This is a genomic window from Pandoraea anhela, from assembly GCF_902459655.1.
Classification (GTDB): domain Bacteria; phylum Pseudomonadota; class Gammaproteobacteria; order Burkholderiales; family Burkholderiaceae; genus Pandoraea; species Pandoraea anhela.
In genome coordinates this window covers 162166-182242 of the sequence record NZ_CABPSB010000011.1, presented here as the reverse complement: position 1 = coordinate 182242, position 20077 = coordinate 162166, and the positions used below count along the sequence as shown (strand labels likewise).

Below are 20077 nucleotides of genomic sequence, written 5' to 3'. Positions count from 1 at the left end.
CGATTCACTACGCTAACCCGCATCCCGACGATGATCGCGATGCTTATTGACACTATGCTCATTGCAACGATGCTTTGCGGCACGGCTCACGCCGATGCCACGCTCGACAAGATCAGACAACGCGGCAAAGTCGTCGTCGGCATCAGTCCGCCCCATCCTCCCATCGGCATTCTCGACCCGGTGACCGGCAAAACGGGAGGCTATCAGACGGAACTCGCTGCGGACATTGCCCGGCGGTTGGGCGCAAAGTTGGAGACCGTTGCCGTGCCATCGTCAACGCGGGTTCAACTTCTGCAAAGCGGCAAGATCGATTTGATTGTCGCCGCGATCGGCTGGACGCCGGAGCGTGCCGAAATCCTCTCGTTCGCGCCGACACCCTACGACATGATCGGCGGCGTAGCGATGGTGCCCAAACGAAGCGGCATCACGCATTGGACGGATTTACGCGGGAAAGTCGTCTGCGTGTCTCAGGGAAGCAGCTACGCCAAACCCCTATCCGAAACGTATGGCGCCGTGGTCAAAGGCTTGCGCGGCATCGCCGAAACCCTGCTGGCGCTCAAAGGCGGTGTCTGCGAGGCCGCCGTGCATGACTACCCGGAACTCTACGGCAAGCTCCATGACGCGAATGCCAGCGAGTGGTCCGACTACGTCCTGACGCCCAAGGATCCCTTGACCCCGACGCCCGTCGTGGTGTGGATGCGCAAAGGAGAAACCGATACGCAGGCGTTTGTGGACCAAGCTATCCAGGACTGGCATCGCTCGGGCTTCCTGCTCAGGGAAGTGCGCCAGTGGGGCATGCCGCAGGCATGGGTCGCCAGCCGCCACGCGTTGGCCCTCAAAGGCCGCTTCGACCGCGCACCGTTCGACTTCGACATCTACAAAGCCAAGCATTCCTCGCCATGACACGTATTCAGAGACACCGGACCAGGACACGTCTGCGGCCGTTACCAATGCATCGATTCTCCTTCTCGCAGTTCCCCTCCATCGCCCGCCGCCTCGTCGGCGCCGCAGCGGCCGCCGTTTCGCTGGGCTGTTCAATCGCTCACGCGGACGCCACGCTCGACAAGATCAAACAGCGCGGCAAAGTCATCGTCGGCGTGAGTTCTCCGCATCTTCCGTTGGGCATTCTCGACCCGGTCACTGGCAAGACGGGAGGCTATCAGACAGAACTCGCCACCGACATTGCGCATCGCTTGGGTGTCCAACTGGAGACCGTCGTCGTGTCGACTTCGACGCGCGTCCAACTTCTGCAAAGCGGCAAGATCGATTTGATGATCTCGGCGAACTGGACGCAAGAGCGCAGCGACATGCTCGCTTTCGCGCCAACGCCTTACGATTTCTTTGGCGGCTCCCCTCTCGTTGCAAAACGCAGCGGTATCAAGCGATGGGAAGACTTGCGCGGCAAAGTCGCGTGCATGTCGCAAGGGAGCAACTATGCCAAGCCGCTGGCCGAAAAGTATGGTGCAGTGGTCAAGGGCTTGCGCGGCATCGCCGAAACCATGCTGGCGCTCAAGGGCGGCCTGTGTGACGCGGCAATACACGACTATCCCGAGCTGTACAGCAAACTGCATGACAAAAATGCGGGGGAATGGTCGGACTACACGCTCGCCACGTCGGATCAAATCCTCCCGTCTCCGCAGCTCATCTGGATGCGAAAGGGCGAAACGGATACGCAGGCGTTTGTCGACCGCGCCATTCAGGACTGGCATCGCTCGGGCTTTCTGCTCAAGGAAGTCCGCCAGTGGGGCATGCCGGATACCTGGGTCGCTGAGCGCCATGCGTTGGCGCTCAAGGGACAGTTCGATCGCGCACCGTTCGACTTCGACGTCTACAAAGCGCTTCACCCCAAGTCATGACGCTCGACTGGATATCCCAGGCGATCGAGACACTCCGCTCACTGGGACTGAACTACACCTTCCTGACCGACGTTGCCGAGCGCCAGTCGTTCATCAAGGGGCTCGGCATCAGCGCATTGCTTTGCGCGGTGACGATCCCCGGCAGCCTGGCCACCGGTGTGCTCCTCGCGGCCATGGTGACATCAGGTCGCCGATGGGTGGCCCTCCCCGCACGCGGCTTCATCGAAGTCACGCGCAACACGCCGACACTCGTGCAGCTTTACTGCGCTTTTCTGGTATTGAACATGCTCATCACACAGCAACTGCGCGACTGGGGGATCGGCCAGAATCCGCTCACGCCATTTTTCTGGGTGGTGCTCGTGGTTTCGCTGCACAAGGGAGCATTCCATGCGGAAGCGCTGCGTGCAGGCATCGATGCCGTTCCCGCCACCACCCTGGAAGCCGCCAGATCCCTGGGGTTCTCGCAGCGTCAAATCCTGCGAGACGTTCAGCTCCCCCTCGCGCTGCGCTTCGCGCTGCCATCGCTGGTCAACAACTTGGTGGAACTCGTAAAAGGCACGGCAATTGCGTCGGCAATTGCCGTGGGCGATGTGACCTATCAATCCATCATGATCTGGTCCCAACACGACAACGTGCTTGAACTGCTCCTGTTGATCGTTCTGTGGTTCGGTTTGCTGACCTGGCTGGTTAGCCTCACGGGCCGTTGGCTCGAGCAGCACTGGAGAATGCCCGGCTATGGCACTTAAATTTTTTGTGCCAGCGGTGGCGTTGACGCAGCTTGCATCGAGCACCCTGAGGGGTATTGGCAGCGCTAAAACGATTGTCCTCACGATCGTTGCATTATCGCTAGCCGCATGGTGGCTCATGGCCATCGACCTGCCGCCCGCCGTCGCGTATTTGAGAAGTTGGATGCCCGCGCTGCTGCGCGGGCTCTGGGTCAATGTGCAGATTAGCGTACAAGCGGTGGCGATCGGCTCACTGCTGGGATTGGGACTCGGCCCGGCAGCGCTTTCTCCGGTTCGGGCCGTTCGCGCTTGCGCTCGGGCTTATGTTCAGCTCTTCCGGAATGTGCCGTTGCTCGTGCTCATTTACTTCACGACCTACGTGTTCCCCTTCGAGATCCGGGTCGCGGCTTGGACGCTGCCGTTTCCCGACATCGTCAAGGTCGTTTTGGGTCTTGCACTGCCGACAAGCGCCTACGTTGCCGAAATCTTCCGTGGTGCGATCCAGTCCATTCCCAGCGCTCAATGGGAGGCCGCGCAGTCGCTCGCTTTTCGGCGCACTCAAATTTTCCGACTGGTGGTGCTGCCGCAGTGCCTGCGCCGAATGTTGCCGCCATGGATGAACTTCTACGCCAGTCTCACCATGAGCACGTCACTCGCGTCGCTCATGGGTGTCCATGAACTGGTGGATACCGCACAAATCGCCAGCAACACAGTAGGCCGAACGGACTTCACGATTTGCGTGTACTTCGCGCTCCTGGCGCTCTTCTTCATGTATTGCTATCCGATCGCGCTTCTTACGCGAGCCTTGGAAAAACGCTATGACCGCCATTGATCTCGCCCTGACGTCGTTGAGTCCCCATGCGGATTTTCGTAACCCGTCCAGGCCTGAGCTACTGATCGATCTCCACGACGTGCATCTGTCTTTCGGTCAAAACGAAGTGCTCAAAGGCATCGACTTGCAGGTCCATCGCGGTGAAGCCGTGTCTATCATCGGGCCATCCGGATCGGGAAAATCCACGATACTTCGGTGCATGACCGGCTTGCTCAGGCCGCAATGGGGCGAGATCAGGGTCGGCAATACGCGCGTCGATGCGCTCAAGACCGAAGCTGACTTCATTGCGCTGCGAAAACGTGTCGGTTTCGTCTTTCAACAATTCAATCTATTTCCTCACCTCACCGTACTCGAGAATCTGGTCGTTGCCCCGGTTCGTGTCGGGGGACGCGACCGTGTATCGGTGGAGGATGAAGCGCACGCACTGCTGGATCGCGTGGGGCTGGCCCATAAGGCCGACGCCTACCCCGGCGAACTGTCCGGCGGTCAGCAACAGCGTGTGGCCATCACCCGTGCACTCGCCATGCAACCCGAACTGATCCTCTTCGATGAAGTCACGTCGGCCCTGGACCCCGAGGCCGTCGGCGAAGTCCTCGCCGTGATCCGTGATCTCGTAACGGATGGCATGACCTGCGTGCTGGTCACGCATGAGATGAGATTTGCTGCGCAGATCAGCCACCAAGTCTATTTCACGGAAGCGGGAAAGATTGTCGAACACGGCCCGGCCGAACAAATTTTCGAAACACCGCGCAATCACCGCACGCGCCAATTTTTGCGCAAAGTGCTGGGATAGCGCCTGGCCGACCGGCCGACGCAAACCCTGCCCGGATACCCCGGCAAGGTGTTGATCGCCGACGGGTGCCGACGCAACTCCTGAAGGCCATCACCAGCACTTCCACGGCACGCTCACGCGATGCAGCCAGTTTATCGAGACGTCAGGGAACACTATTGAAATCGATCTTTGCCAGATTCTCGACAAAGCAGTCCAGAAGCGCTCTGACCTTCATGGCCATCAGCCGATGGTGTGACAACACCGCATAGATGGGACGCGGCGGCACTTCAAAATCCCGTAACACGACCTGCAGACGGCCCGCCTCGACGTGATCGGCAACCGCCCACGCCGGGGCGTACACGATCCCGGCACCTTCAAGCGCGCCGGCAACGACACCGTCCAGCGTATTCGATCGCATTCTCACCGGGACTTGCACCCGTGTTGGCTTGCCTGCAACCAGCATCTGCCAATCCGAGCTAAGACTTTGCAGGCCGTACACCAGACAATCGTGACTTTCGAGATCATCAACGCTTTGCGGTATGCCTTTCGTACTGAGATAGGCCGGAGAGGCGCTAAACACCCATCGCAAGGCACCGAGCTTACGCACGACAAGGCTTGAATCGACCAGTTCGCCAACATGTACCGCGATATCGATACCTTCCTCAATCAGATTCACCTGACTATCGAGCAGCGTTACATCCAGCGTGATTTTTGGGTGCTCGGCGAGAAACTTAGCGAGAATCGGCAACATGAACACGCGGCCCAACAAGATGGGGCCGCTCACGCTCAGCTTTCCCGTCGGGATCTCCGAGTGCGTATTGAGTCCCGACTCAAGCTCATCGATCTCCGAGAGGAGACGTTTCGCCTTCTCGTAATAAGCCCGTCCTGCTTCGGTTAGCGCCAGCATTCGGGTGGAGCGAACAATCAGACGTGTTCCAATCCGCTCCTCAAGCAACGTCAGATGTCGGCTGACCGACGAAAGAGATACCCCACACTCTCGGGCCGCAGCAGACAGGCTTCCTGTATCGATCGCTGCGACAAACAGCGCCATTGCATCGATGCGAGTATTGGTCATATTAACGAGCAGGCGATGGAATTGGCGCGCAATTCACGCACAAAGGGAGCGCAAACCTAGCTACCCGGAAGTCATACACCGATTTTTGCTTGTGACGCGAAGTCGAGAGCCCTGCGTTGCGCCGGATACATACCGCACGTTGGACCTGCCTTCGCGTCCCATCCCTCAAAAATCGCGGGAAATCCACGTTATTCCGCGTTCCCGCAATCGGCCTTCAGATCCACCGCGGCAATGCCCGCGATCGCGCACTCCTCATCCTTCAGAGACGTATCACCACTGATTCCGATCGCCCCCAACACCATCCCATCATGATTCCGGATCAGGACACCGCCCGGGACAGGCACCATCTTACCCTCGCTAAGCACCGTGAGTGAGTTGAAAAACTGCGGGGCTATCTGTGCACGGCGGGCCATCTCCGCGCCGCCAAAGCCCATCGCCAGACATCCGAATGCCTTGCCAATGGCAATGTCCGGGCGAAAGAAACTCGCACCATCTTGCCGTTTCACCGCGATCAACCGACCTCCGGCATCCAACACGGCCGCGCAGAGCGGCGCCAATCCGAGTTGATTCGATTTTTCCAGCGCGGCATCGATGATCCGTAACGCTGTCTCAAGTTTGATCTGATACATTTCCAACCTCACTGACTCAATTGTGAATCTCTGGTCCGATCCATTCGACGTGGGCCTTGATCAGACGGTTCGCCTCGTCGATCCACCCGTGTTGTTTCGCGCTAGCGATCATGATTGACAGGGCGTCCTGCCAATCTTCCCCTTGCCCGCGCCCCGGCGCACTTCTTAGCCAGTTTTCATCGATCCACATCGTGTGAAGGTCAACCAGGCGCCCGATCCCGGAGAGACGGTCGCGAAGCACGGACATTTCCCCCGCACGCGCGACAATCCGAACACTGAACCGCTTGAAATCGTCAGCCATAGAAAGTGATGCCGATGCGTTCTCTGCAATATTTACGATCATGAAAAATTTCCCGGTGTCTCTACTGCTCGACGGATCCGAAGATCGGTAATCCGATATCCCCTGACTATCAGACAGCCGCCTGGAACTCAGGCATGATCTCGTGGGCAAATCGTCGAAGCGTGTTCAGGGAACCGCCGAGAACGGTCAGGATGAGATAGTTTGCCCCGGCGTCGTGCAATGCCCGGATCATTTCGCGAATCTCGTCGGGGGTGCCGATCAACGCACTGTCTGTCGGCGGCAGGCTGCCGTTTGCGTACGACAGAATGTGCGCCCCTCCGGCCTTGCCCGGCGCCTGCGCGTGATTGATCGTACGTTTTCTCGCAGCATTCAATCGTTCGATCGCGGCAAGCTTGTCATCATCGTCAGTGGCCACGTAAAGCTCGCGGGCCACCGCGACTGCATTCGGGTCGTAAGCTCTCCCCAAGTCCGAGAGCGCCTGCCTGAACTGCTGGATACGCTGCCCCGTGAGCGTCGCGTCGGCAAACTGGTCGAGCAACAAGTTGAAGCCTCGCGATGCGACTTTACGGATAGACGACTCGCTGCCGGCCCCCATCCACATCGCGGGCCCTCTCTCGATGCTTGGCTCGACCAAAATGTCGTTGAAGCACCAGTACTTCCCCCGGTGCGAAAACCGCCCGTCTCCACTCCAGGCCTTGAGCATCACATCAAGGCATTCCTCGAAGCGCCCCTCCGACTCTTCCATCGGGATGTTGAAACCGGAGAATTCGGCATGACGATATCCCCGTCCCACGCCGAAGTCGAACCGACCGTTCGAGAGCAGTTCGAGCGTCGATACTTGCTCCGCGAGTAACACGGGGTTGTGCCACGGGAGCACCATCGTGGCGGTCCCCAAGCGAAGCGTGCTGGTGCGCGCGGCCAACCACGTCAGCAGATTCAGTGTCGAGGAGACCTGTCCCCATCCGGTGAAATGGTGTTCAACAAGGAACGTGCTGCAATACCCGAGCGCTTCCGCTTCGACATTGAAATCGATGTAATCACGAAATCCCTGACCAACTCCGGCACCCAGACCAGAACTGTCAGCCTGAGCGCTGCCAAACAATCCAAACTGCATGTCAATCTCCTTGCGTGTAACGGGTCAACAAACCCTCGGAGGCAGTATCGCTACATGACGAGCCGTTCAGAAGAGGCTGGATTGGCAAGCATCCTTTCACATTTGCAAGAGTGAGGTCGACACGCGGCCAAAGGCCCGCCGTGTCGATACCTGTGCCTCATTTGAGGCAGTTGATTCAGAAATGACAGAGTGCTTCGCAGTGCTGCGCCTTCCGCCTCGCGTCGGCCCCCAATATGCTGATCAAGCAGTGGTGCTTAACCTAAAGAGGCAACCCGCTGCGATTTGAATTTCATGGATCAGGAGTTACCGATGTCTATTCCACGGCAGCAATTTCGCGACGCCATGGCGCAGCTGGGTGCCGCAGTCAACATTGTCACGTCGGCCGGCACCGCCGGCGTTACCGGCATGACGGCGAGCGCAGTATGTAGCGTCAGCGACGATCCCCCGATGCTCGCGGTGTGCGTTAACCGTTCGAGCCGCAGCAATCCATTGTTTAAAGAAAATGGGGTCATTTGTGTCAATACGCTTGCTTCATCGCACGCCGAAATCGCTTCGGTTTTCGCAGGCTCCACCGGCTGCACGATAGAGAAGCGATTTGAATGTGGTGCGTGGGAGCGGCTTGCGACAGGTTCGCCCATCTTGCAAGACGCGCTGGCGTCTTTTGACGGACGAATTACGGATCTTGTCGAGAAAGGAACGCACACGGTGTTCTTTGTGGAAGTCGAAGCCGTTCGCCAAAGCACCGGCAATGGACTAGTCCATTTCCGGCGAAACTTCTGTCCCATCGGCAAAGCGGCAAACGAATCGCCGGGTTCGTAACGTCCACTGAAGCGCGCGCAAGGGGCGTCCCCGCGCGCCAGACGCTCCCTGTCAAACGGTCGAACTGCGAGGAAAAAATGGCCCGTGCCAATTGCGGGCCAGATACGACCGACACCAGGCACGCGCCCCCGAGCCTACATGTTCTGTCCTGCGTGCAAAGACAGCATGTACTCGGGGTCCAGCTTGAACGGGCCAGCCGTGTTGATCACCATAATTGACAGATCCCGCTCAAGTCCCCCTTGCTTGAGCGCCGCTTCGAGCGCCGCCAGCGCCACGCCGCACTCCAACCCGACGAGCAAACCGTCGCGGCGTGCCGCATCGAGGGCAAGCCGGGCCGCCGCTTGCGGCGCGATCGCAAATGCCCCACCGCGACTCACTGCGTTCAAAACACGCGCCCCCAGACTCGGCGACGGTGTGCGCATTCCACCTCGTGGCGTATCGATGGCTCCCCATGGCGTCACCTCATTGGCCCCTTGAGCATATGCACGCGCGATAGGTGCACACCCTGAATACTGACAAGCAAACAAGCGAGGAAACCCGACATCGCCGTCTGGGAAGATCAACGTTTCGAACGCTTTCTCCATCGAAAGCAACGCCAGACCGCCCCCGGTGGGGCAGAAAATGGCGTCCGGCACCGTCGCTGCGCTCTGCTCCACGATCTCGAAACCCAACGACCGCTTGGCATGGGCTCGATGGGGCGTGTTAGCGGCAGACACGTTGGTGAATCCGCTGTCCCGTGCAACTTCCGCGCAAAACTGCGACGCACGGCGCCAGTCGTCGAGCTTCGTGAGCCTCGCCCCCACCCGAAGTATTTGCTCAACATTGATGTCGAGCACATCCGCCGGAACGATGGCGTGACATGCGATTCCCGCACGCGCCGCATACACTGCAAACGAAGCTGCCGCGTTGCCGGTGCTCTGCAGCGTAATGCCGTGCGCCCCCTCCTGCACCGCCTTTGTGACCGTGTAAGACGCGCTCCGATCCTTGAACGACCCCGTAGGGTTTTGCGATTCGTCCTTGATAACCAACCGCTTGCAGCCTAGTGATGCGGCTAATCGGGGGGCATCGAGAACCGGGGTAAATCCCTCTCCGAGACTGACTCGGTGAACGCGCTCGCTCTCGGAGAACAAGTCTGCATAGCGCCACATGGAGGTTTCGTGTTCGATCACATTCATGAATATCGGGTCCTGACTAACGGAATACTGGGGGCACCAAGACATCGGTGATGTTTATTCGGCAACCGACAAGCGATCTAAACCGCTCGTGCACGATGCTCCAACCGACGCACGGCCCGGGACGCCGCGAAGCACATCAGCAAATACACCACGGCGACAAGTAGATAGAGCTCGGTCAATCGCCCACTCATCTGTCCAATTTTCGAGGCCGCACCGAGGAAATCCGTCATCGACAATACGTAGACCAATGACGTGTCTTGGAAGATGACAATGATGCGAGTCGCAATCGGCGGCGCCATATTACGGATCGCCTGAGGAAAAACGACATAGCGCATCGTCTGAAAGTAGGTCAGCCCGAGCGCATAACCGGCGGCCTTCTGTCCATGTCCGATCGATCCGATGCCCGCGCGAAACATCTCGCAAAAGTACGCAGCTTCGAAAAACGTGAAGCTGATGAGTGCGGACTTGAACGCTCCCACTTGAATGGGCGACGCAGCGCCAACGATCCAAGCCCCCAAATACGGGACAAGGAAATAGAACCAAAAGATCACCAACAAAAGCGGGATAGCGCGAATGGTATCGACGTACATCGACGCGATCGCCGAGAGTGCACGAATCGGGGAGAGTTTCATCAACGCAAGCACTGCCCCCAGACAGAGCCCCAAGCAAGTTACCAGGACCGTCAGTCCCAGCGTGAGTCCCATTCCCTTGGCAAGATACGGGAGTGCATCAACAATGACGGCGATGGCAGACGGATTCATCTCATGCCTCCATCCAGCTTTGCGGCGCCACCAGCGCGGTATGACGCCGTACCAACCTTGCGCTCAAGGAATCGCATGCTTTGCACAATGAAGGTGTTGATACACAGATAACCGATCGTCGCTGCCGTAAAGGCTTCAAATATGTGAAAGCTAAGCTCTTGCATCGATCGCGCTTCGCCCGTGAGTTCGAGCAGCCCGATCGTCAGCGCCACCGAGGAATACTTGACTGCACCGACAAACTCCGACGTCAGCGAGGGCAATATCAAACGCAACGCCTGCGGCAAAACGACATACCGATACACGTCGACATTGGATAGGCCGAGCGCTTTTCCAGCGTTGAATTGCCCACGAGATACCGACTGAATGCCCGCACGCACTTGCTCGGCAATGCGAGAGGCGCAATAGCACGTAAGACAAAGCCATGCCGGGAGAAAGGACCCCCACGGCTGAGTCATCTGTTTGAGCGCCGTGCCCAGGGACACGGGCAGCAACTCAGGCAACGCGAAATACCACAGAAACATTTGTACGAGCAGCGGAATATTTCGAAAGACTTCTACATAAGTCGTACCGACAGCAACCGCTATCGCGGACTCGGTTGTGCGCATTACCCCAACGGCGATGCCCAGCGCCATCCCGAAAGCCGTGGCGCCAAGCGCAAGCGCTAACGTCCATGCGAGCCCTATCAACATCGTCTGAAAATATGTGTGCACGCCGTCGGGCGACAAATCGAAAAATGCTCCCCATTGCCAGGGATAATTCATGAATGCATTGCCGGTGGGCCTGGCCGGGACATAGGCCGATAGATCGCTGGAATCTGACGGATTCGCGAGTGCCCGCTTCAAGTCCTCGCTCATCGGGTACTGAAGATTGATGTCGCTCGGCGGGAGCGGCGACATGAAGTACCGGTCGTACAGCCGCGCTATCGTCCCATTGCGAATGAGTTCGACGACGGCGGCGTCGACAGCCGATTTGAACTGAGGGTCGTCCTTGGGCAGCATGATGGCGTACGGCAGAACGTTGATGCCGCGACTCCCGATCTCGAACGCGGCCGGATGTTTCGACGCAGCGACCGCGGCGTAGATCAATCCGTCGTCGGTGATCCCCGCCGCCGCACGTCCCGTCTCAACCGTCATCAGTGTTTGGCCGATATCGCTTGCCGCAATGATCGTCAGGTCGAGATGCGCCTTCGCGCTGATTTCCTGAAGCAGTTTGTGCGCAAGACTGCCCGCCTGCGTAACAACGGCTTGTCCTCTGAAAGACTCGATTCGATTAAGATCAAAACCACTTCCTCTGCGGGAGACGATGACCGTGTGCGACACAAATGTCGTCGGCGCGAAAGCCACCAGCTTTTGCCGCTCCGGCGTGTTGGTTGCGTTCCCACACTCCATGTCGATCGTGCCGTTGGAGATCAACGGAATGCGCGTGGACGCCGTGACCGGAATAAAGCGCGTATCGAGCTCACGCAAACCGAGCTTTGCCTGAAGGCGCTCAGCAATCGCACGGCAAATGTCAACGGTATAGCCGGTGGGACGCTGACCGGGTCCCAGATATGAGAAAGGTATGGAGGTCTCGGCAAATCCGAGATGAATCTCCCCGGAGGCGCGAAGGGTCTCCATGCGCCCCTGAGCAAAAACGAACGCCGTGCACAGGAAAAGCAACGCCCCGGCGATGGCGCGCCGGACGAGCAACCGCGCCCCCGTTCGCGGCGCAGCAAGACAACACCACGATATCAACATATTTAACCGACCGGTCACAATGCCTCCTTTGCAAACGTTCGGATAGTTGCACATCCGTCATTAAGTCTCTATATTAGAGATTAATATTATAAATAGTGAACTCGACAATTTTGCGTGTCAATGACTTCCACCGAGGAAGCTGCGGCGCGCGCCTTACGAAAGGAGAACCATCATCGACACGTCCTTGAATAAAGGCGGATCGCAGACAGTGGACCGCGCCCTGGTTGTGCTTGACTTGATCGCCAGCGAGGCGAGTCCGGTGTCTTTGGACGAACTCGCCTCGCGCGTGGGGCTTCACCGAAGCATCGTTTATCGGTTGGTTCGTTCTCTCGAGAATGCGGGGTTCGTTTCGCGAGACCCCGTGCAAGGCGGCTATACGTACGGTCCGGCGCTGTTCTCGATTGGCGTGAAGATCACCAGTCGGTTCGATATTCGCGGGCTCTTTCGCCCCGTCATGGAGGAGATCGTTCAGCGATTCGGAGAAACGGCGTCGCTGCATGTAAGAAGCGGAGACCAGCGTGTCTGCGTCGATGTGGTCGAGGGCGTTCACGCTATCCGGCGAGTGGTGCCAGTAGGAGAAACGCTCCCGATTTACGCAGGGGAAACCGGGCGCGCGCTACTATCCATGCTCCCCGACGCGGAGGTCTGCGCTTACATCGACGCCGCCGCGAAGGCCGGCACCGACGCCAAGGCGCTCCAGCGAGACATCGCGACGATCCGCAAGCACGGACACATCGTCGGCATCGGTATGCGCACGCCGGATGTCGGCACGTTGTCGATTCCGCTTCGGGGGCCCGGGGCGCTTGCTGCGGCGTTGACGATTTCCGGCCCCGCCAGCCGCTGGAATGTCGCGGTCATGGAAGCCGCGATAACCGAGGTACTCCGCATTATCGAGCCTGCACAGCGCTCGCTTCGCGGATGAGGCGAGGGCTTCGTCGCCCTGACGGGGCGCACACCGCATTACGCCCCTCGACGATCGGGAGACCACGCCCCTCGAATCAGCTTGTAGTGCCAGCACTACATGAATGTCGTGATTCCCGTGATATGCCGGGACGCGCTCGCGACATATCGTTCACGCAATGCCTTGCCGGCAGAGACTACCACCTCATCAGCCCAAAGGAGAAACCGTGAACCGCGCAGCAATTGTCGAAAAGATCGTCTCGACGAAAGTTTCAAAGGGTCTCAAGTGGAGCGACATCGCCAGGGATGTCGGCTTGAGCAAGGAATGGGTCACCGCCGCATGTCTGGGGCAAATGCCGCTCGCGGCCGAGCATGCCAAAACGATCGGCGAAATCTTCGGCCTCTCGGAAGAGGAGCGGAAGTGGTTGCAAATCCCGCCCTACCGCGGCGCCCTGCCCACCGCCGTTCCCTCCGATCCGACCATCTATCGCTTTTACGAGCTCGTGTCCGTCTACGGCACCACGTTCAAAGAGCTGATTCACGAAGAGTTCGGCGACGGCATCATGAGCGCCATCGACTTCAAGATGGATATGACACGAGAACCCGATCCCAATGGCGACCGGGTCAACATTGTCATGTCCGGAAAATTCCTGTCTTACAAGACTTACTGATCCGGCTGCCAGACGCTGGCTCGCCGATAACCAATCACGGGGAATCTCAATGGCCTACCTTGCCCCAACGGAGTTCGTCACGAAAATGGTGGACGCCGGTGAATCCAAACTGCAAATGTCCACGCGCGACACGCTCATCCGCGCCTATATGGCGGGCGCGATCCTCGCGCTCGCGGCAGCGTTTGCCGTGACGATCACCGTCAATACCGGTAACGCACTGGTCGGCGCGCTGCTCTTTCCGGTCGGCTTCTGCATGTTGTATCTCCTGGGATTCGATCTGCTGACCGGCGTTTTCACGCTCGCCCCCCTCGCCGTGCTGGATCAACGCCCCGGTGCCACATGGCGTGGTGTCTGGCGCAACTGGACCCTGGTCTTCGTGGGCAACTTCGCCGGCGCGCTTACCGTGGCCCTGTTCATGGCCATCATTTTCACCTTCGGGTTTTCGGAGGCGCCGAATCTGATCGGTCAGAAAATCGGCGGTATCGGCGAATCCCGAACGCTGGGGTACGCTGCGCACGGTGCGGCAGGCATGCTGACGCTATTCATCCGCGGCGTGATGTGCAACTGGATGGTCTCCACCGGCGTGGTTGCCGCCATGATGTCGACTTCGGTACCGGGCAAGGTCATCGCCATGTGGATGCCCATTCTCGTGTTCTTCTACATGGGATTCGAGCACTCGGTCGTGAACATGTTCCTGTTCCCGTCGGGGCTTATGCTCGGTGGACATTTCACACTGATGGACTACCTGATCTGGAACGAGATTCCGACCGTCGTCGGCAATCTCGTCGGTGGGCTGGTGTTCGTCGGCGCTGCGCTCTACGCCACGCACTACCGTACCGCACCCAAGCGCACACACACCGTAATGGACGCAGCGATGGACGTCACCCGGCAAGCCTGACCGGCAAGCGAGCGGCGCATGGGGACAACCCCATGCGCTCATAGCTCGTTACGGGCCGCGTAGAGCGCCAGTTCCACATCGTTTCTGACGCCCGCCTTCTCGAGAATTCTCGATCGATACGTGCTGATCGTGTTCGGGGACAAATGCAGCAGCGTGGCGATCTCACCCACGCTCTGGCCGCTCGCGAGGTGCCGGAAAACCTGATACTCCCTGTGCGATAGCCGTGCGCTCAGCGGTGCCGCGTCGGCGCCCGAGCCGATCGCGCTCGCCAGCAGCTCGGCCACGCTGGGGGTGACGAAGAGCTGACGCCTCGCCGTCTTGCGAATCGCCTCGATCATGATCTCGGCGTCGGCGCTCTTGTTGAGATAGCCGGCGGCCCCAAGTTTGAGGCATCGCACCGCGTATTGGCGCTCCGGGTAAGTGCTTAGCATCAACACGGGGAGTTTCGGAAATTCCGTCCCCAGCATCCTGAGGACGTCCAGACCGTCGCGCTGCGGCAGGGCAATGTCCAGGAGCACGACATCGGGCAGTGTCCCCAGGGTATGCAACGCGCGCAGGCTCTGGAGCACGTCCGGCCCCGTGGCGGCCTCACCGATGACGTCGATATCGCCGGCGTCGTTCAGCACCTGCCGGATACCCTGGCGCACGATGAGGTGATCGTCGCAAATCATCACGCGCACGGTCATGACGCGCCTCCTGTCTTCAATGTCTTCAATGGCATGACCAGGCGTACCGTCGTGCCATGATTCTCCGAACTCTCGATACGAACCGAACCACCGAAAAAAGCCGCGCGCTCGCGCATGCCGAGCACGCCATAGCTGCGTGGATCCGTCAAAGCCTCGCGGCGCGCTCCGATGCCGTTGTCGCTTACCTGCATGTAAAGCACGGGATCCGGCGGCGCGTCGACATCGATGCGAATGCTCGCGCGCGTCGCACACGAGTGGCGGGAGATGTTCGACAGGATCTCCTGGAAGATTCGAAAAATGGCAATGGCGAGACCGCCCTCCGGACTCGGCACGTCTTTCGTCACGAACATCTTGAATTCGGCGGCGATTTCGTCCGACACCCCGTGCTGCCACTCGTTGGCTTGCCATTCGAGCGCGGCCCAGAGCCCCTGGTGATCGAGAATGCTCGGCCGCAGGTCGGTCATGATGCGCCCCAGCGCATCGATGGCGGTATCGACGGACTTGCCCATGCTCACGCATTTGTCGACGAGCGCGCTCTGCAAGAGGGGATCGCCGGCGCGGCGTTTGATCCAGTTCAGGTCCATCTTGAATGCGGTGAGCAACGACCCGAGCTCATCGTGAATCTCCCGGGCAATGCGCTTACGCTCCGTTTCCTGCACGGATTCGAGATGGTTGGCGAGTTCCCGAAGCTCGCGCGTTCGCTCATCGACCCGACGTTCGAGCAGCGCATGCGCCGATCTGAGCGATTCCTCCGACTGCTTGCGCTCGGTGATGTCGTTCATGGTGACGACTGCGCCGCGGGCCTCACCGTTCTGAAAGATGGGATAGCTGGAGTATTCCGCGGGGAACGACGTGCCATCGGCGCGCCAGAGCACCTCATCGTCGACACGACAGGGCGTACCTCTGCGGAAGGCGTCGAAGATCGGACAGTCGCACACAGGGTAGGTGTGGCCGGACAATGTCGAGTGATGAATGAGATCGTGCATGTTGCGGCCAATAATTTCGCTGGCCGGCCAGCCGAGCATGTCCCGCGCCGCCCGATTGACAAAGATGCATCGACCTTCGGTATCGATCACGTAGACACCTTCGCCAGTGCTGTCCAGCAACAGGGCCAGCCAGTCGGCAGGCGGATGGATGGCGGGATCTGCGATCAAGGCGGCTCCTTTTCTGATCAATCACACTACCATGCCGAAAGCGGTGAAAAATATCGGTATCACGCCTCACGAATCCCGCTGTCGATGTCTCGGCCTACGGTCGCCGGCCAGCCCTCTCGCGAGCGCCTGGCATCGACACGAAGACACGAAGACACGAAGACACGAATTGCAGGTCGTTGCGAACCACCTTGTGTCCGCCCCATCAAGGAAAAGGCGTGCCCGATCTATTTTGATTCTTTCGCATATTTCAGCGATTTTGCTAGACTGAATTTGACATTTCCTTCGTGAGATCAACGGCGAATGGCGTTCGAAAACGCACTGAAGCACGCCGACGAATCGCTGACGTCATGCCAGAAAAAGTGCCTACCAGTTCGAACGACGTTCGTTTCTTCCGGGACCACAGCCTGAGGGTTGTGGAACTGCTCGACCCTCGCCCCGGAGAGCACATCCTCGATATCGGCTGCGGGGATGGCGAACTCTCCGCGCGACTTGGCGAGCGCGGCGCCATCGTGACAGGCATCGATATCGACCCGGCAGCTGTAGCATCCGCGCGCGAGCGCGGCATCGACGCCATGACGCAAGACGCACAGGGCCTGCGACTGCCCGCGCAATTCGATGCCGTGTTCTCTCACGCGGCCATCCATTGGATGCCCGACGCCGAAGGCGTTTTCACCGGCGCGTGGCGGGCGCTCAAATCGGGCGGCCGCTTCGTCGCCGAGACGGGCGCGCACAGAAATATCGCCGCGATCCACACCGCCTTGATCGCCACGCTGCTCCAGTTCGACGTTCCGGAAGAGAAGATTCCGCGCTTTTTCTACCCGGCGGCGGACGAATGCTGCGATCTGCTCGAAGCGTGCGGATTCTCCGTCACCATGATCCAGACGTTTCATCGCCCAACCCCGTTACCGCTGGGCATTCGCGCCTGGTTCGAGATGTTCGCCAAACCATTTTTCGGCACGATTCCCGAGCGCGACCGGGATGACGCAATGCGTCACGCCGAACGTCTGCTTTGCCCGGTACTCAAGACGAGCCGCGGCGACTGGGTGGCCGACTATGTTCATCTTCGCTTTAAAGCGCGCAAGAGAACGCCCTGACAAGCCCCCATGAGCGTTCACGCCGAGACGTTATGAGCCGACTCCCCTCGCTAAGAGCACTTCGCGCATTCCAGGTGGCCGGCACGCATCTGAATCTTGCCGATGCGGCCGAGGAGCTGTTCATCACCCCGTCCGGCGTGAGCCATCAGATCCGTCAACTGGAAGAGGAATTAGGCACGAAGCTGTTTAACCGGACGGGACGCGGACTGGAACTCACCGAGCGCGGCGCAGAATTGCTCCCCACGCTGACAGCCATCTTCGATACGTTGGCGGCGGCGGTGTCGGACTTCAAGACGCACCGCGCAGCAAGCGCCGTCACGATCTCCATGCCGGCCAGTTTCGCGTCGCGCTGGTTCATCCCGAATCTGGGGAAGTTCGAAGCGGCGCATCCGGACATCGATCTGCGTTTGCTGTGTCAGGACACCAACGACGCACGCACCCGCAAGGAACTCGATTGCATCATCCGATTCGGTCAGGCGGATTGGCCGGGATTTCGCGAGCACCTGCTCTTCTCCGAGCAACTGGTCGTTGTCTGCAACCCCAGGTTGCTGCGTGGCGCTAGCAGGCTGACACCCGAGGACGTGACGGGGTTTCGGCTGCTCAAGGTCGAGTCGCAGCCCAATGAATGGGAGCGATGGGCGAGATGTACCGGCGTGCCGATCGGCAAGAAGACGCGAACACTGACGTTCGAGACGCGCGAGCTCGCGCTTCAGGGGGCGTTCGAAGGACTCGGTCTCGCGCTGGCAGGCGTAGGAGAGATTACCGATGATCTACGTCATGGGCGCCTGACCGTGGCGCTCGACAGCAAGCCGATGGCGAGTGGACCCTATTTCCTGCTCGTCTCCGACCTCCGGAGCGGGTCCCCTGCCGTGAAAGCCTTGTCGGCGTGGCTTCAGGCCGAATTCTCCGACGCGGCTCAGCGGTAATCCGGTCAGCGAGTCAGCGGATCAGCGGATCAGGCTCGCCGCCAACGGCCCGAGCCGCGCCGTGAACGGGCGAACCTCCACGCTGGCGAACAGACCCGCCTGATGAAAGGGATCTTCAAACGCGAAGCGCCGCGCGGAAGATTCCGACGGGAAGTCCACTACGTACAGGCTGCCGATCTCCGGGCGCGACCCGGGCGCCGCCGCATCATCCGGATCGCCCAGCAACGCGCCCGCGCACAGGATCTCCAGATTGAAGCGTTGGAGATAGTCCAGGTGGGCGCGACGGAAGTCGTCGCGCTTTCCCGACGTCTGCGGGGCATCGATGCGATAGATGACAAAGATCATGGCGCGCTCTCGCCAGCCACGAATCCCGAAAGCGATCCCACGACCGCCCCATCGGAGATCGGCACCACGTGCGGCGGGAATTCCTGCACGATCTCGAAACCACGCGCCTTCAGCTCCCTCAACAGCAGGTCCAGACGCTCCCCGATGGTCTTTTCACTGTCACGCAATGCCAGACAGCTCCACGCATGCTGCTCGCAGTAGTCCAGACACATCTCGACCCACCCCTCTTCATTGCGCCATTCGCGCGGCGTGAAATCCCACAGCACGCATTGGTGCCCTTTCTCGATGAGATGCCGCACGGCGACAGGATTTAGCAACCGCGTATCCAAAACGCCGCCAAAGCCGAAGGGGCGATACATGGATCGGGGCGTCGCCAGATCGCCAAGGGCGTCGAAACCCAGATCGATCTCGGCGACGGCATCGTTGAAATCCTCCATCCACCCCATCGGCGTCTTGTGAAAGTGGGAATGACTGCCGTACCAGTGGCCCTCGGCGACGGCCCGCTCGGCCGCCGCACGGGCGTGAGGATCCGCGAGTTTCGAGCAAATGGAGAAGAACGAACTCTTCACATTGTGTTCGGCGAGCGCATCGAGCACAGCGTGGGTGGATTCCGGCTCCGGGCCGTCATCAAAAGAAATCGTGACTTTCTTGGTCATGTTGGCGTGAAGATCAATATCGTTGGTAGGAAGTTTCGACACAGGTCTGACGCCCGGCATTGACGTGCAGACGCACCACATCGGGACGTGCGTAGTGGCCTGCCCCGTCGACGATGTGCTTCCAGTCGGCGATCAGGGCGTAATCCAGCTCGGCGACGAGGCGTTCCTCGCGATCGGCGCTGGCTTTCGCCAGATACTTGCCGCCGGGGGCAACAATGGCAGAGGCGCCGCCGCCGGACGCAAGCGGCGCGCAGGCCTCCTCGCCCAGCCAGTCCCGAATGGCCGGCGTCAGAACCGACGTGCTGCTTACGACAAAGGACGCCGATTCGATCGCGTACCCCCGAACGCAGGCGTCGATGAGCGGATCGGTCCACGGCATGCCGCCCGGCCAGTTCGCGATATGAATCTGCTCGCCCTGCGCCTGGAGCGCGAATCGGAACAACGGATTGGTGTGCTCGTAACAGACCAGCGCGCCGACTCGGCCGATCGACGTGTCGTGCACGCCGAGATCCGCGCCATCTCCCCTACCCCAGGTCATCCGTTCGTGGTGCGTCGGCACGAGCTTGCGGCGGCAACTCAGGATCTCGCCGTCGCCGTCGATCAGCAGTTGACTGTTGTAAATCGTGCCCCCATCCAACTCATTGATGCCGACGGACAAGACGCATCCCGATTCGCGTGCGGCCGTGCGAATCCGATCCACCACACCGGAGTCGAGACGAACGGCCTGCTCATAGAGCTTGCGGGCAAACCGCGTTCGCGCGCTGAACGGATCGTGAATCAGCGTCCAGTACGGATACCCGGGCAGCACGGTCTCCGGAAACACGACCAGTCGCGCGCCATCGTGTCCGGCCTGATGGACCATGTCGACAATCTTGTCCGTCGTCGCTTCCAGATCCATATAGACCGGTGCGATCTGCGCGGCACAAACCACTACTTTTTGCGGCGTCATAGG

The 20077-nt window shown here is 59.7% G+C and carries 23 protein-coding genes and 1 pseudogene; 11 read left to right on the top strand and 13 right to left on the bottom strand.

Annotated elements, in window-relative coordinates:
* The first annotated feature begins 39 nt into the window (after nt 1-39).
* From PAN31108_RS16290 to PAN31108_RS16270, 5 genes are read left to right on the top strand one after another with little or no spacing between them, the layout of a single operon-like run.
* The gene (locus PAN31108_RS16290) at nt 40-903 is read left to right on the top strand and encodes a transporter substrate-binding domain-containing protein (protein WP_246183999.1); all 864 of its coding nucleotides are present in this window, start codon (nt 40-42) and stop codon (nt 901-903) included.
* Between the two features lie 47 nt (nt 904-950).
* The gene (locus tag PAN31108_RS16285) at nt 951-1856 is read left to right on the top strand and encodes a transporter substrate-binding domain-containing protein (RefSeq protein WP_150669852.1); all 906 of its coding nucleotides are present in this window, start codon (nt 951-953) and stop codon (nt 1854-1856) included.
* Nucleotides 1853-2602, top strand: coding sequence for an amino acid ABC transporter permease (locus PAN31108_RS16280; RefSeq protein WP_150669851.1), 750 nt, complete (start codon nt 1853-1855; stop codon nt 2600-2602). Before PAN31108_RS16285 ends, PAN31108_RS16280 begins: the two co-directional genes overlap by 4 nt.
* A complete protein-coding gene (locus tag PAN31108_RS16275) occupies nt 2592-3413 on the top strand; it encodes an amino acid ABC transporter permease (protein ID WP_150669850.1) in 822 nt (273 codons plus the stop codon). Before PAN31108_RS16280 ends, PAN31108_RS16275 begins: the two co-directional genes overlap by 11 nt.
* Nucleotides 3400-4206 (top strand): amino acid ABC transporter ATP-binding protein, encoded by an 807-nt coding sequence (locus PAN31108_RS16270; protein WP_150669849.1) that lies wholly within the window; start codon nt 3400-3402, stop codon nt 4204-4206. Before PAN31108_RS16275 ends, PAN31108_RS16270 begins: the two co-directional genes overlap by 14 nt.
* A 142-nt stretch (nt 4207-4348) precedes the next feature.
* On the opposite strand, the gene PAN31108_RS16265 is transcribed toward PAN31108_RS16270, so the two are convergent.
* The 4 genes from PAN31108_RS16265 to PAN31108_RS16250 form a co-directional block, all read right to left on the bottom strand.
* Entirely contained in the window at nt 4349-5260 is a 912-nt protein-coding gene (locus tag PAN31108_RS16265) for a LysR family transcriptional regulator (protein WP_246183998.1), read from the bottom strand.
* 188 nt (nt 5261-5448) lie between these two features.
* Nucleotides 5449-5889: a GlcG/HbpS family heme-binding protein gene (locus PAN31108_RS16260; protein WP_150669848.1), complete on the bottom strand. Its 441-nt coding sequence runs from the start codon at nt 5887-5889 to the stop codon at nt 5449-5451.
* A gap of 16 nt (nt 5890-5905) precedes the next feature.
* Nucleotides 5906-6232, bottom strand: a complete 327-nt coding sequence (locus PAN31108_RS16255) for a hypothetical protein (protein ID WP_150669847.1) — start codon at nt 6230-6232, stop codon at nt 5906-5908.
* Between the two features lie 67 nt (nt 6233-6299).
* Nucleotides 6300-7304, bottom strand: coding sequence for an LLM class flavin-dependent oxidoreductase (locus PAN31108_RS16250; RefSeq protein ID WP_150669846.1), 1005 nt, complete (start codon nt 7302-7304; stop codon nt 6300-6302).
* Between the two features lie 309 nt (nt 7305-7613).
* On the opposite strand from PAN31108_RS16250, the gene PAN31108_RS16245 reads away from it, so the two are divergent.
* Entirely contained in the window at nt 7614-8123 is a 510-nt protein-coding gene (locus PAN31108_RS16245) for a flavin reductase (protein ID WP_150669845.1), read from the top strand.
* A 134-nt stretch (nt 8124-8257) separates the two neighbouring features.
* Here PAN31108_RS16245 and PAN31108_RS16240 read toward each other — a convergent pair whose 3' ends face one another.
* From PAN31108_RS16240 to PAN31108_RS16225, 4 genes and pseudogenes are all read right to left on the bottom strand, one after another.
* Entirely contained in the window at nt 8258-9298 is a 1041-nt protein-coding gene (locus tag PAN31108_RS16240; protein WP_174995019.1) for a pyridoxal-phosphate dependent enzyme, read from the bottom strand.
* Between the two features lie 77 nt (nt 9299-9375).
* Nucleotides 9376-10059, bottom strand: a complete 684-nt coding sequence (locus PAN31108_RS16235) for an amino acid ABC transporter permease (protein ID WP_150669843.1) — start codon at nt 10057-10059, stop codon at nt 9376-9378.
* Nucleotides 10056-10820 (bottom strand): amino acid ABC transporter permease, encoded by a 765-nt coding sequence (locus tag PAN31108_RS16230; RefSeq protein ID WP_150669878.1) that lies wholly within the window; start codon nt 10818-10820, stop codon nt 10056-10058. The genes PAN31108_RS16235 and PAN31108_RS16230 overlap by 4 nt, the downstream gene beginning before the upstream one ends.
* 144 nt (nt 10821-10964) lie before the next feature.
* Nucleotides 10965-11675: pseudogene (locus PAN31108_RS16225) on the bottom strand (amino acid ABC transporter substrate-binding protein); the annotation flags it as partial.
* A gap of 328 nt (nt 11676-12003) precedes the next feature.
* Here PAN31108_RS16225 and PAN31108_RS16220 point away from each other — a divergent pair.
* The 3 genes from PAN31108_RS16220 to PAN31108_RS16210 all read left to right on the top strand — a co-directional run bounded on the left by PAN31108_RS16220 (nt 12004) and on the right by PAN31108_RS16210 (nt 14264).
* Complete coding sequence (locus PAN31108_RS16220; protein ID WP_281350093.1) at nt 12004-12717, top strand: IclR family transcriptional regulator; 714 nt, start codon at nt 12004-12006, stop codon at nt 12715-12717.
* A 205-nt stretch (nt 12718-12922) separates the two neighbouring features.
* The gene (gene cynS / locus PAN31108_RS16215) at nt 12923-13366 is read left to right on the top strand and encodes a cyanase (RefSeq protein ID WP_150669841.1); all 444 of its coding nucleotides are present in this window, start codon (nt 12923-12925) and stop codon (nt 13364-13366) included.
* A gap of 49 nt (nt 13367-13415) precedes the next feature.
* A complete protein-coding gene (locus PAN31108_RS16210) occupies nt 13416-14264 on the top strand; it encodes a formate/nitrite transporter family protein (RefSeq protein WP_150669840.1) in 849 nt (282 codons plus the stop codon).
* Nucleotides 14265-14302: 38 nt separating this feature from the next.
* Here PAN31108_RS16210 and PAN31108_RS16205 read toward each other — a convergent pair whose 3' ends face one another.
* Complete coding sequence (locus tag PAN31108_RS16205; RefSeq protein ID WP_150669839.1) at nt 14303-14950, bottom strand: response regulator; 648 nt, start codon at nt 14948-14950, stop codon at nt 14303-14305.
* A complete protein-coding gene (locus PAN31108_RS16200; protein ID WP_246183997.1) occupies nt 14947-16104 on the bottom strand; it encodes a sensor histidine kinase in 1158 nt (385 codons plus the stop codon). The genes PAN31108_RS16205 and PAN31108_RS16200 overlap by 4 nt, the downstream gene beginning before the upstream one ends.
* Before the next feature lie 347 nt (nt 16105-16451).
* Here PAN31108_RS16200 and PAN31108_RS16195 point away from each other — a divergent pair, with 347 nt between their 5' ends.
* Complete coding sequence (locus PAN31108_RS16195; RefSeq protein WP_150669838.1) at nt 16452-17198, top strand: class I SAM-dependent methyltransferase; 747 nt, start codon at nt 16452-16454, stop codon at nt 17196-17198.
* A gap of 32 nt (nt 17199-17230) precedes the next feature.
* Nucleotides 17231-18124, top strand: a complete 894-nt coding sequence (locus PAN31108_RS16190; protein ID WP_150669837.1) for a LysR substrate-binding domain-containing protein — start codon at nt 17231-17233, stop codon at nt 18122-18124.
* 21 nt (nt 18125-18145) lie between these two features.
* Here the strand turns inward: PAN31108_RS16190 and PAN31108_RS16185 are convergent, their stop codons facing one another.
* The 3 genes from PAN31108_RS16185 to PAN31108_RS16175 are packed head-to-tail and all read right to left on the bottom strand — an operon-like array spanning nt 18146 to nt 20074.
* Nucleotides 18146-18469 (bottom strand): YciI family protein, encoded by a 324-nt coding sequence (locus PAN31108_RS16185; RefSeq protein ID WP_150669836.1) that lies wholly within the window; start codon nt 18467-18469, stop codon nt 18146-18148.
* The gene (locus PAN31108_RS16180) at nt 18466-19125 is read right to left on the bottom strand and encodes a polysaccharide deacetylase family protein (protein WP_174995017.1); all 660 of its coding nucleotides are present in this window, start codon (nt 19123-19125) and stop codon (nt 18466-18468) included. Before PAN31108_RS16180 ends, PAN31108_RS16185 begins: the two co-directional genes overlap by 4 nt.
* A 13-nt stretch (nt 19126-19138) precedes the next feature.
* Nucleotides 19139-20074, bottom strand: a complete 936-nt coding sequence (locus tag PAN31108_RS16175) for a carbon-nitrogen hydrolase family protein (RefSeq protein ID WP_174995016.1) — start codon at nt 20072-20074, stop codon at nt 19139-19141.
* Nucleotides 20075-20077 lie beyond the last annotated feature (3 nt).

Excerpts from the sequence above, each read along its gene's own strand:
- PAN31108_RS16175 (WP_174995016.1), bottom strand. The coding sequence starts at position 20,074 with ATGACGCCGCAAAAAGTAGTGGTTTGTGCCGCGCAGATCGCACCGGTC.
- PAN31108_RS16185 (WP_150669836.1), bottom strand. The coding sequence starts at position 18,469 with ATGATCTTTGTCATCTATCGCATCGATGCCCCGCAGACGTCGGGAAAG.
- PAN31108_RS16255 (WP_150669847.1), bottom strand. The coding sequence starts at position 6,232 with ATGATCGTAAATATTGCAGAGAACGCATCGGCATCACTTTCTATGGCT.
- PAN31108_RS16210 (WP_150669840.1), top strand. The coding sequence starts at position 13,416 with ATGGCCTACCTTGCCCCAACGGAGTTCGTCACGAAAATGGTGGACGCC.
- PAN31108_RS16275 (WP_150669850.1), top strand. The coding sequence starts at position 2,592 with ATGGCACTTAAATTTTTTGTGCCAGCGGTGGCGTTGACGCAGCTTGCA.
- PAN31108_RS16265 (WP_246183998.1), bottom strand. The coding sequence starts at position 5,260 with ATGACCAATACTCGCATCGATGCAATGGCGCTGTTTGTCGCAGCGATC.
- PAN31108_RS16285 (WP_150669852.1), top strand. The coding sequence starts at position 951 with ATGCATCGATTCTCCTTCTCGCAGTTCCCCTCCATCGCCCGCCGCCTC.
- PAN31108_RS16230 (WP_150669878.1), bottom strand. The coding sequence starts at position 10,820 with ATGAATTATCCCTGGCAATGGGGAGCATTTTTCGATTTGTCGCCCGAC.
- PAN31108_RS16205 (WP_150669839.1), bottom strand. The coding sequence starts at position 14,950 with ATGACCGTGCGCGTGATGATTTGCGACGATCACCTCATCGTGCGCCAG.
- PAN31108_RS16245 (WP_150669845.1), top strand. The coding sequence starts at position 7,614 with ATGTCTATTCCACGGCAGCAATTTCGCGACGCCATGGCGCAGCTGGGT.
- PAN31108_RS16190 (WP_150669837.1), top strand. The coding sequence starts at position 17,231 with ATGAGCCGACTCCCCTCGCTAAGAGCACTTCGCGCATTCCAGGTGGCC.
- PAN31108_RS16240 (WP_174995019.1), bottom strand. The coding sequence starts at position 9,298 with ATGAATGTGATCGAACACGAAACCTCCATGTGGCGCTATGCAGACTTG.
- PAN31108_RS16260 (WP_150669848.1), bottom strand. The coding sequence starts at position 5,889 with ATGTATCAGATCAAACTTGAGACAGCGTTACGGATCATCGATGCCGCG.
- PAN31108_RS16290 (WP_246183999.1), top strand. The coding sequence starts at position 40 with ATGCTTATTGACACTATGCTCATTGCAACGATGCTTTGCGGCACGGCT.
- PAN31108_RS16280 (WP_150669851.1), top strand. The coding sequence starts at position 1,853 with ATGACGCTCGACTGGATATCCCAGGCGATCGAGACACTCCGCTCACTG.
- PAN31108_RS16180 (WP_174995017.1), bottom strand. The coding sequence starts at position 19,125 with ATGACCAAGAAAGTCACGATTTCTTTTGATGACGGCCCGGAGCCGGAA.
- PAN31108_RS16235 (WP_150669843.1), bottom strand. The coding sequence starts at position 10,059 with ATGAATCCGTCTGCCATCGCCGTCATTGTTGATGCACTCCCGTATCTT.
- PAN31108_RS16250 (WP_150669846.1), bottom strand. The coding sequence starts at position 7,304 with ATGCAGTTTGGATTGTTTGGCAGCGCTCAGGCTGACAGTTCTGGTCTG.
- PAN31108_RS16195 (WP_150669838.1), top strand. The coding sequence starts at position 16,452 with ATGCCAGAAAAAGTGCCTACCAGTTCGAACGACGTTCGTTTCTTCCGG.
- PAN31108_RS16270 (WP_150669849.1), top strand. The coding sequence starts at position 3,400 with ATGACCGCCATTGATCTCGCCCTGACGTCGTTGAGTCCCCATGCGGAT.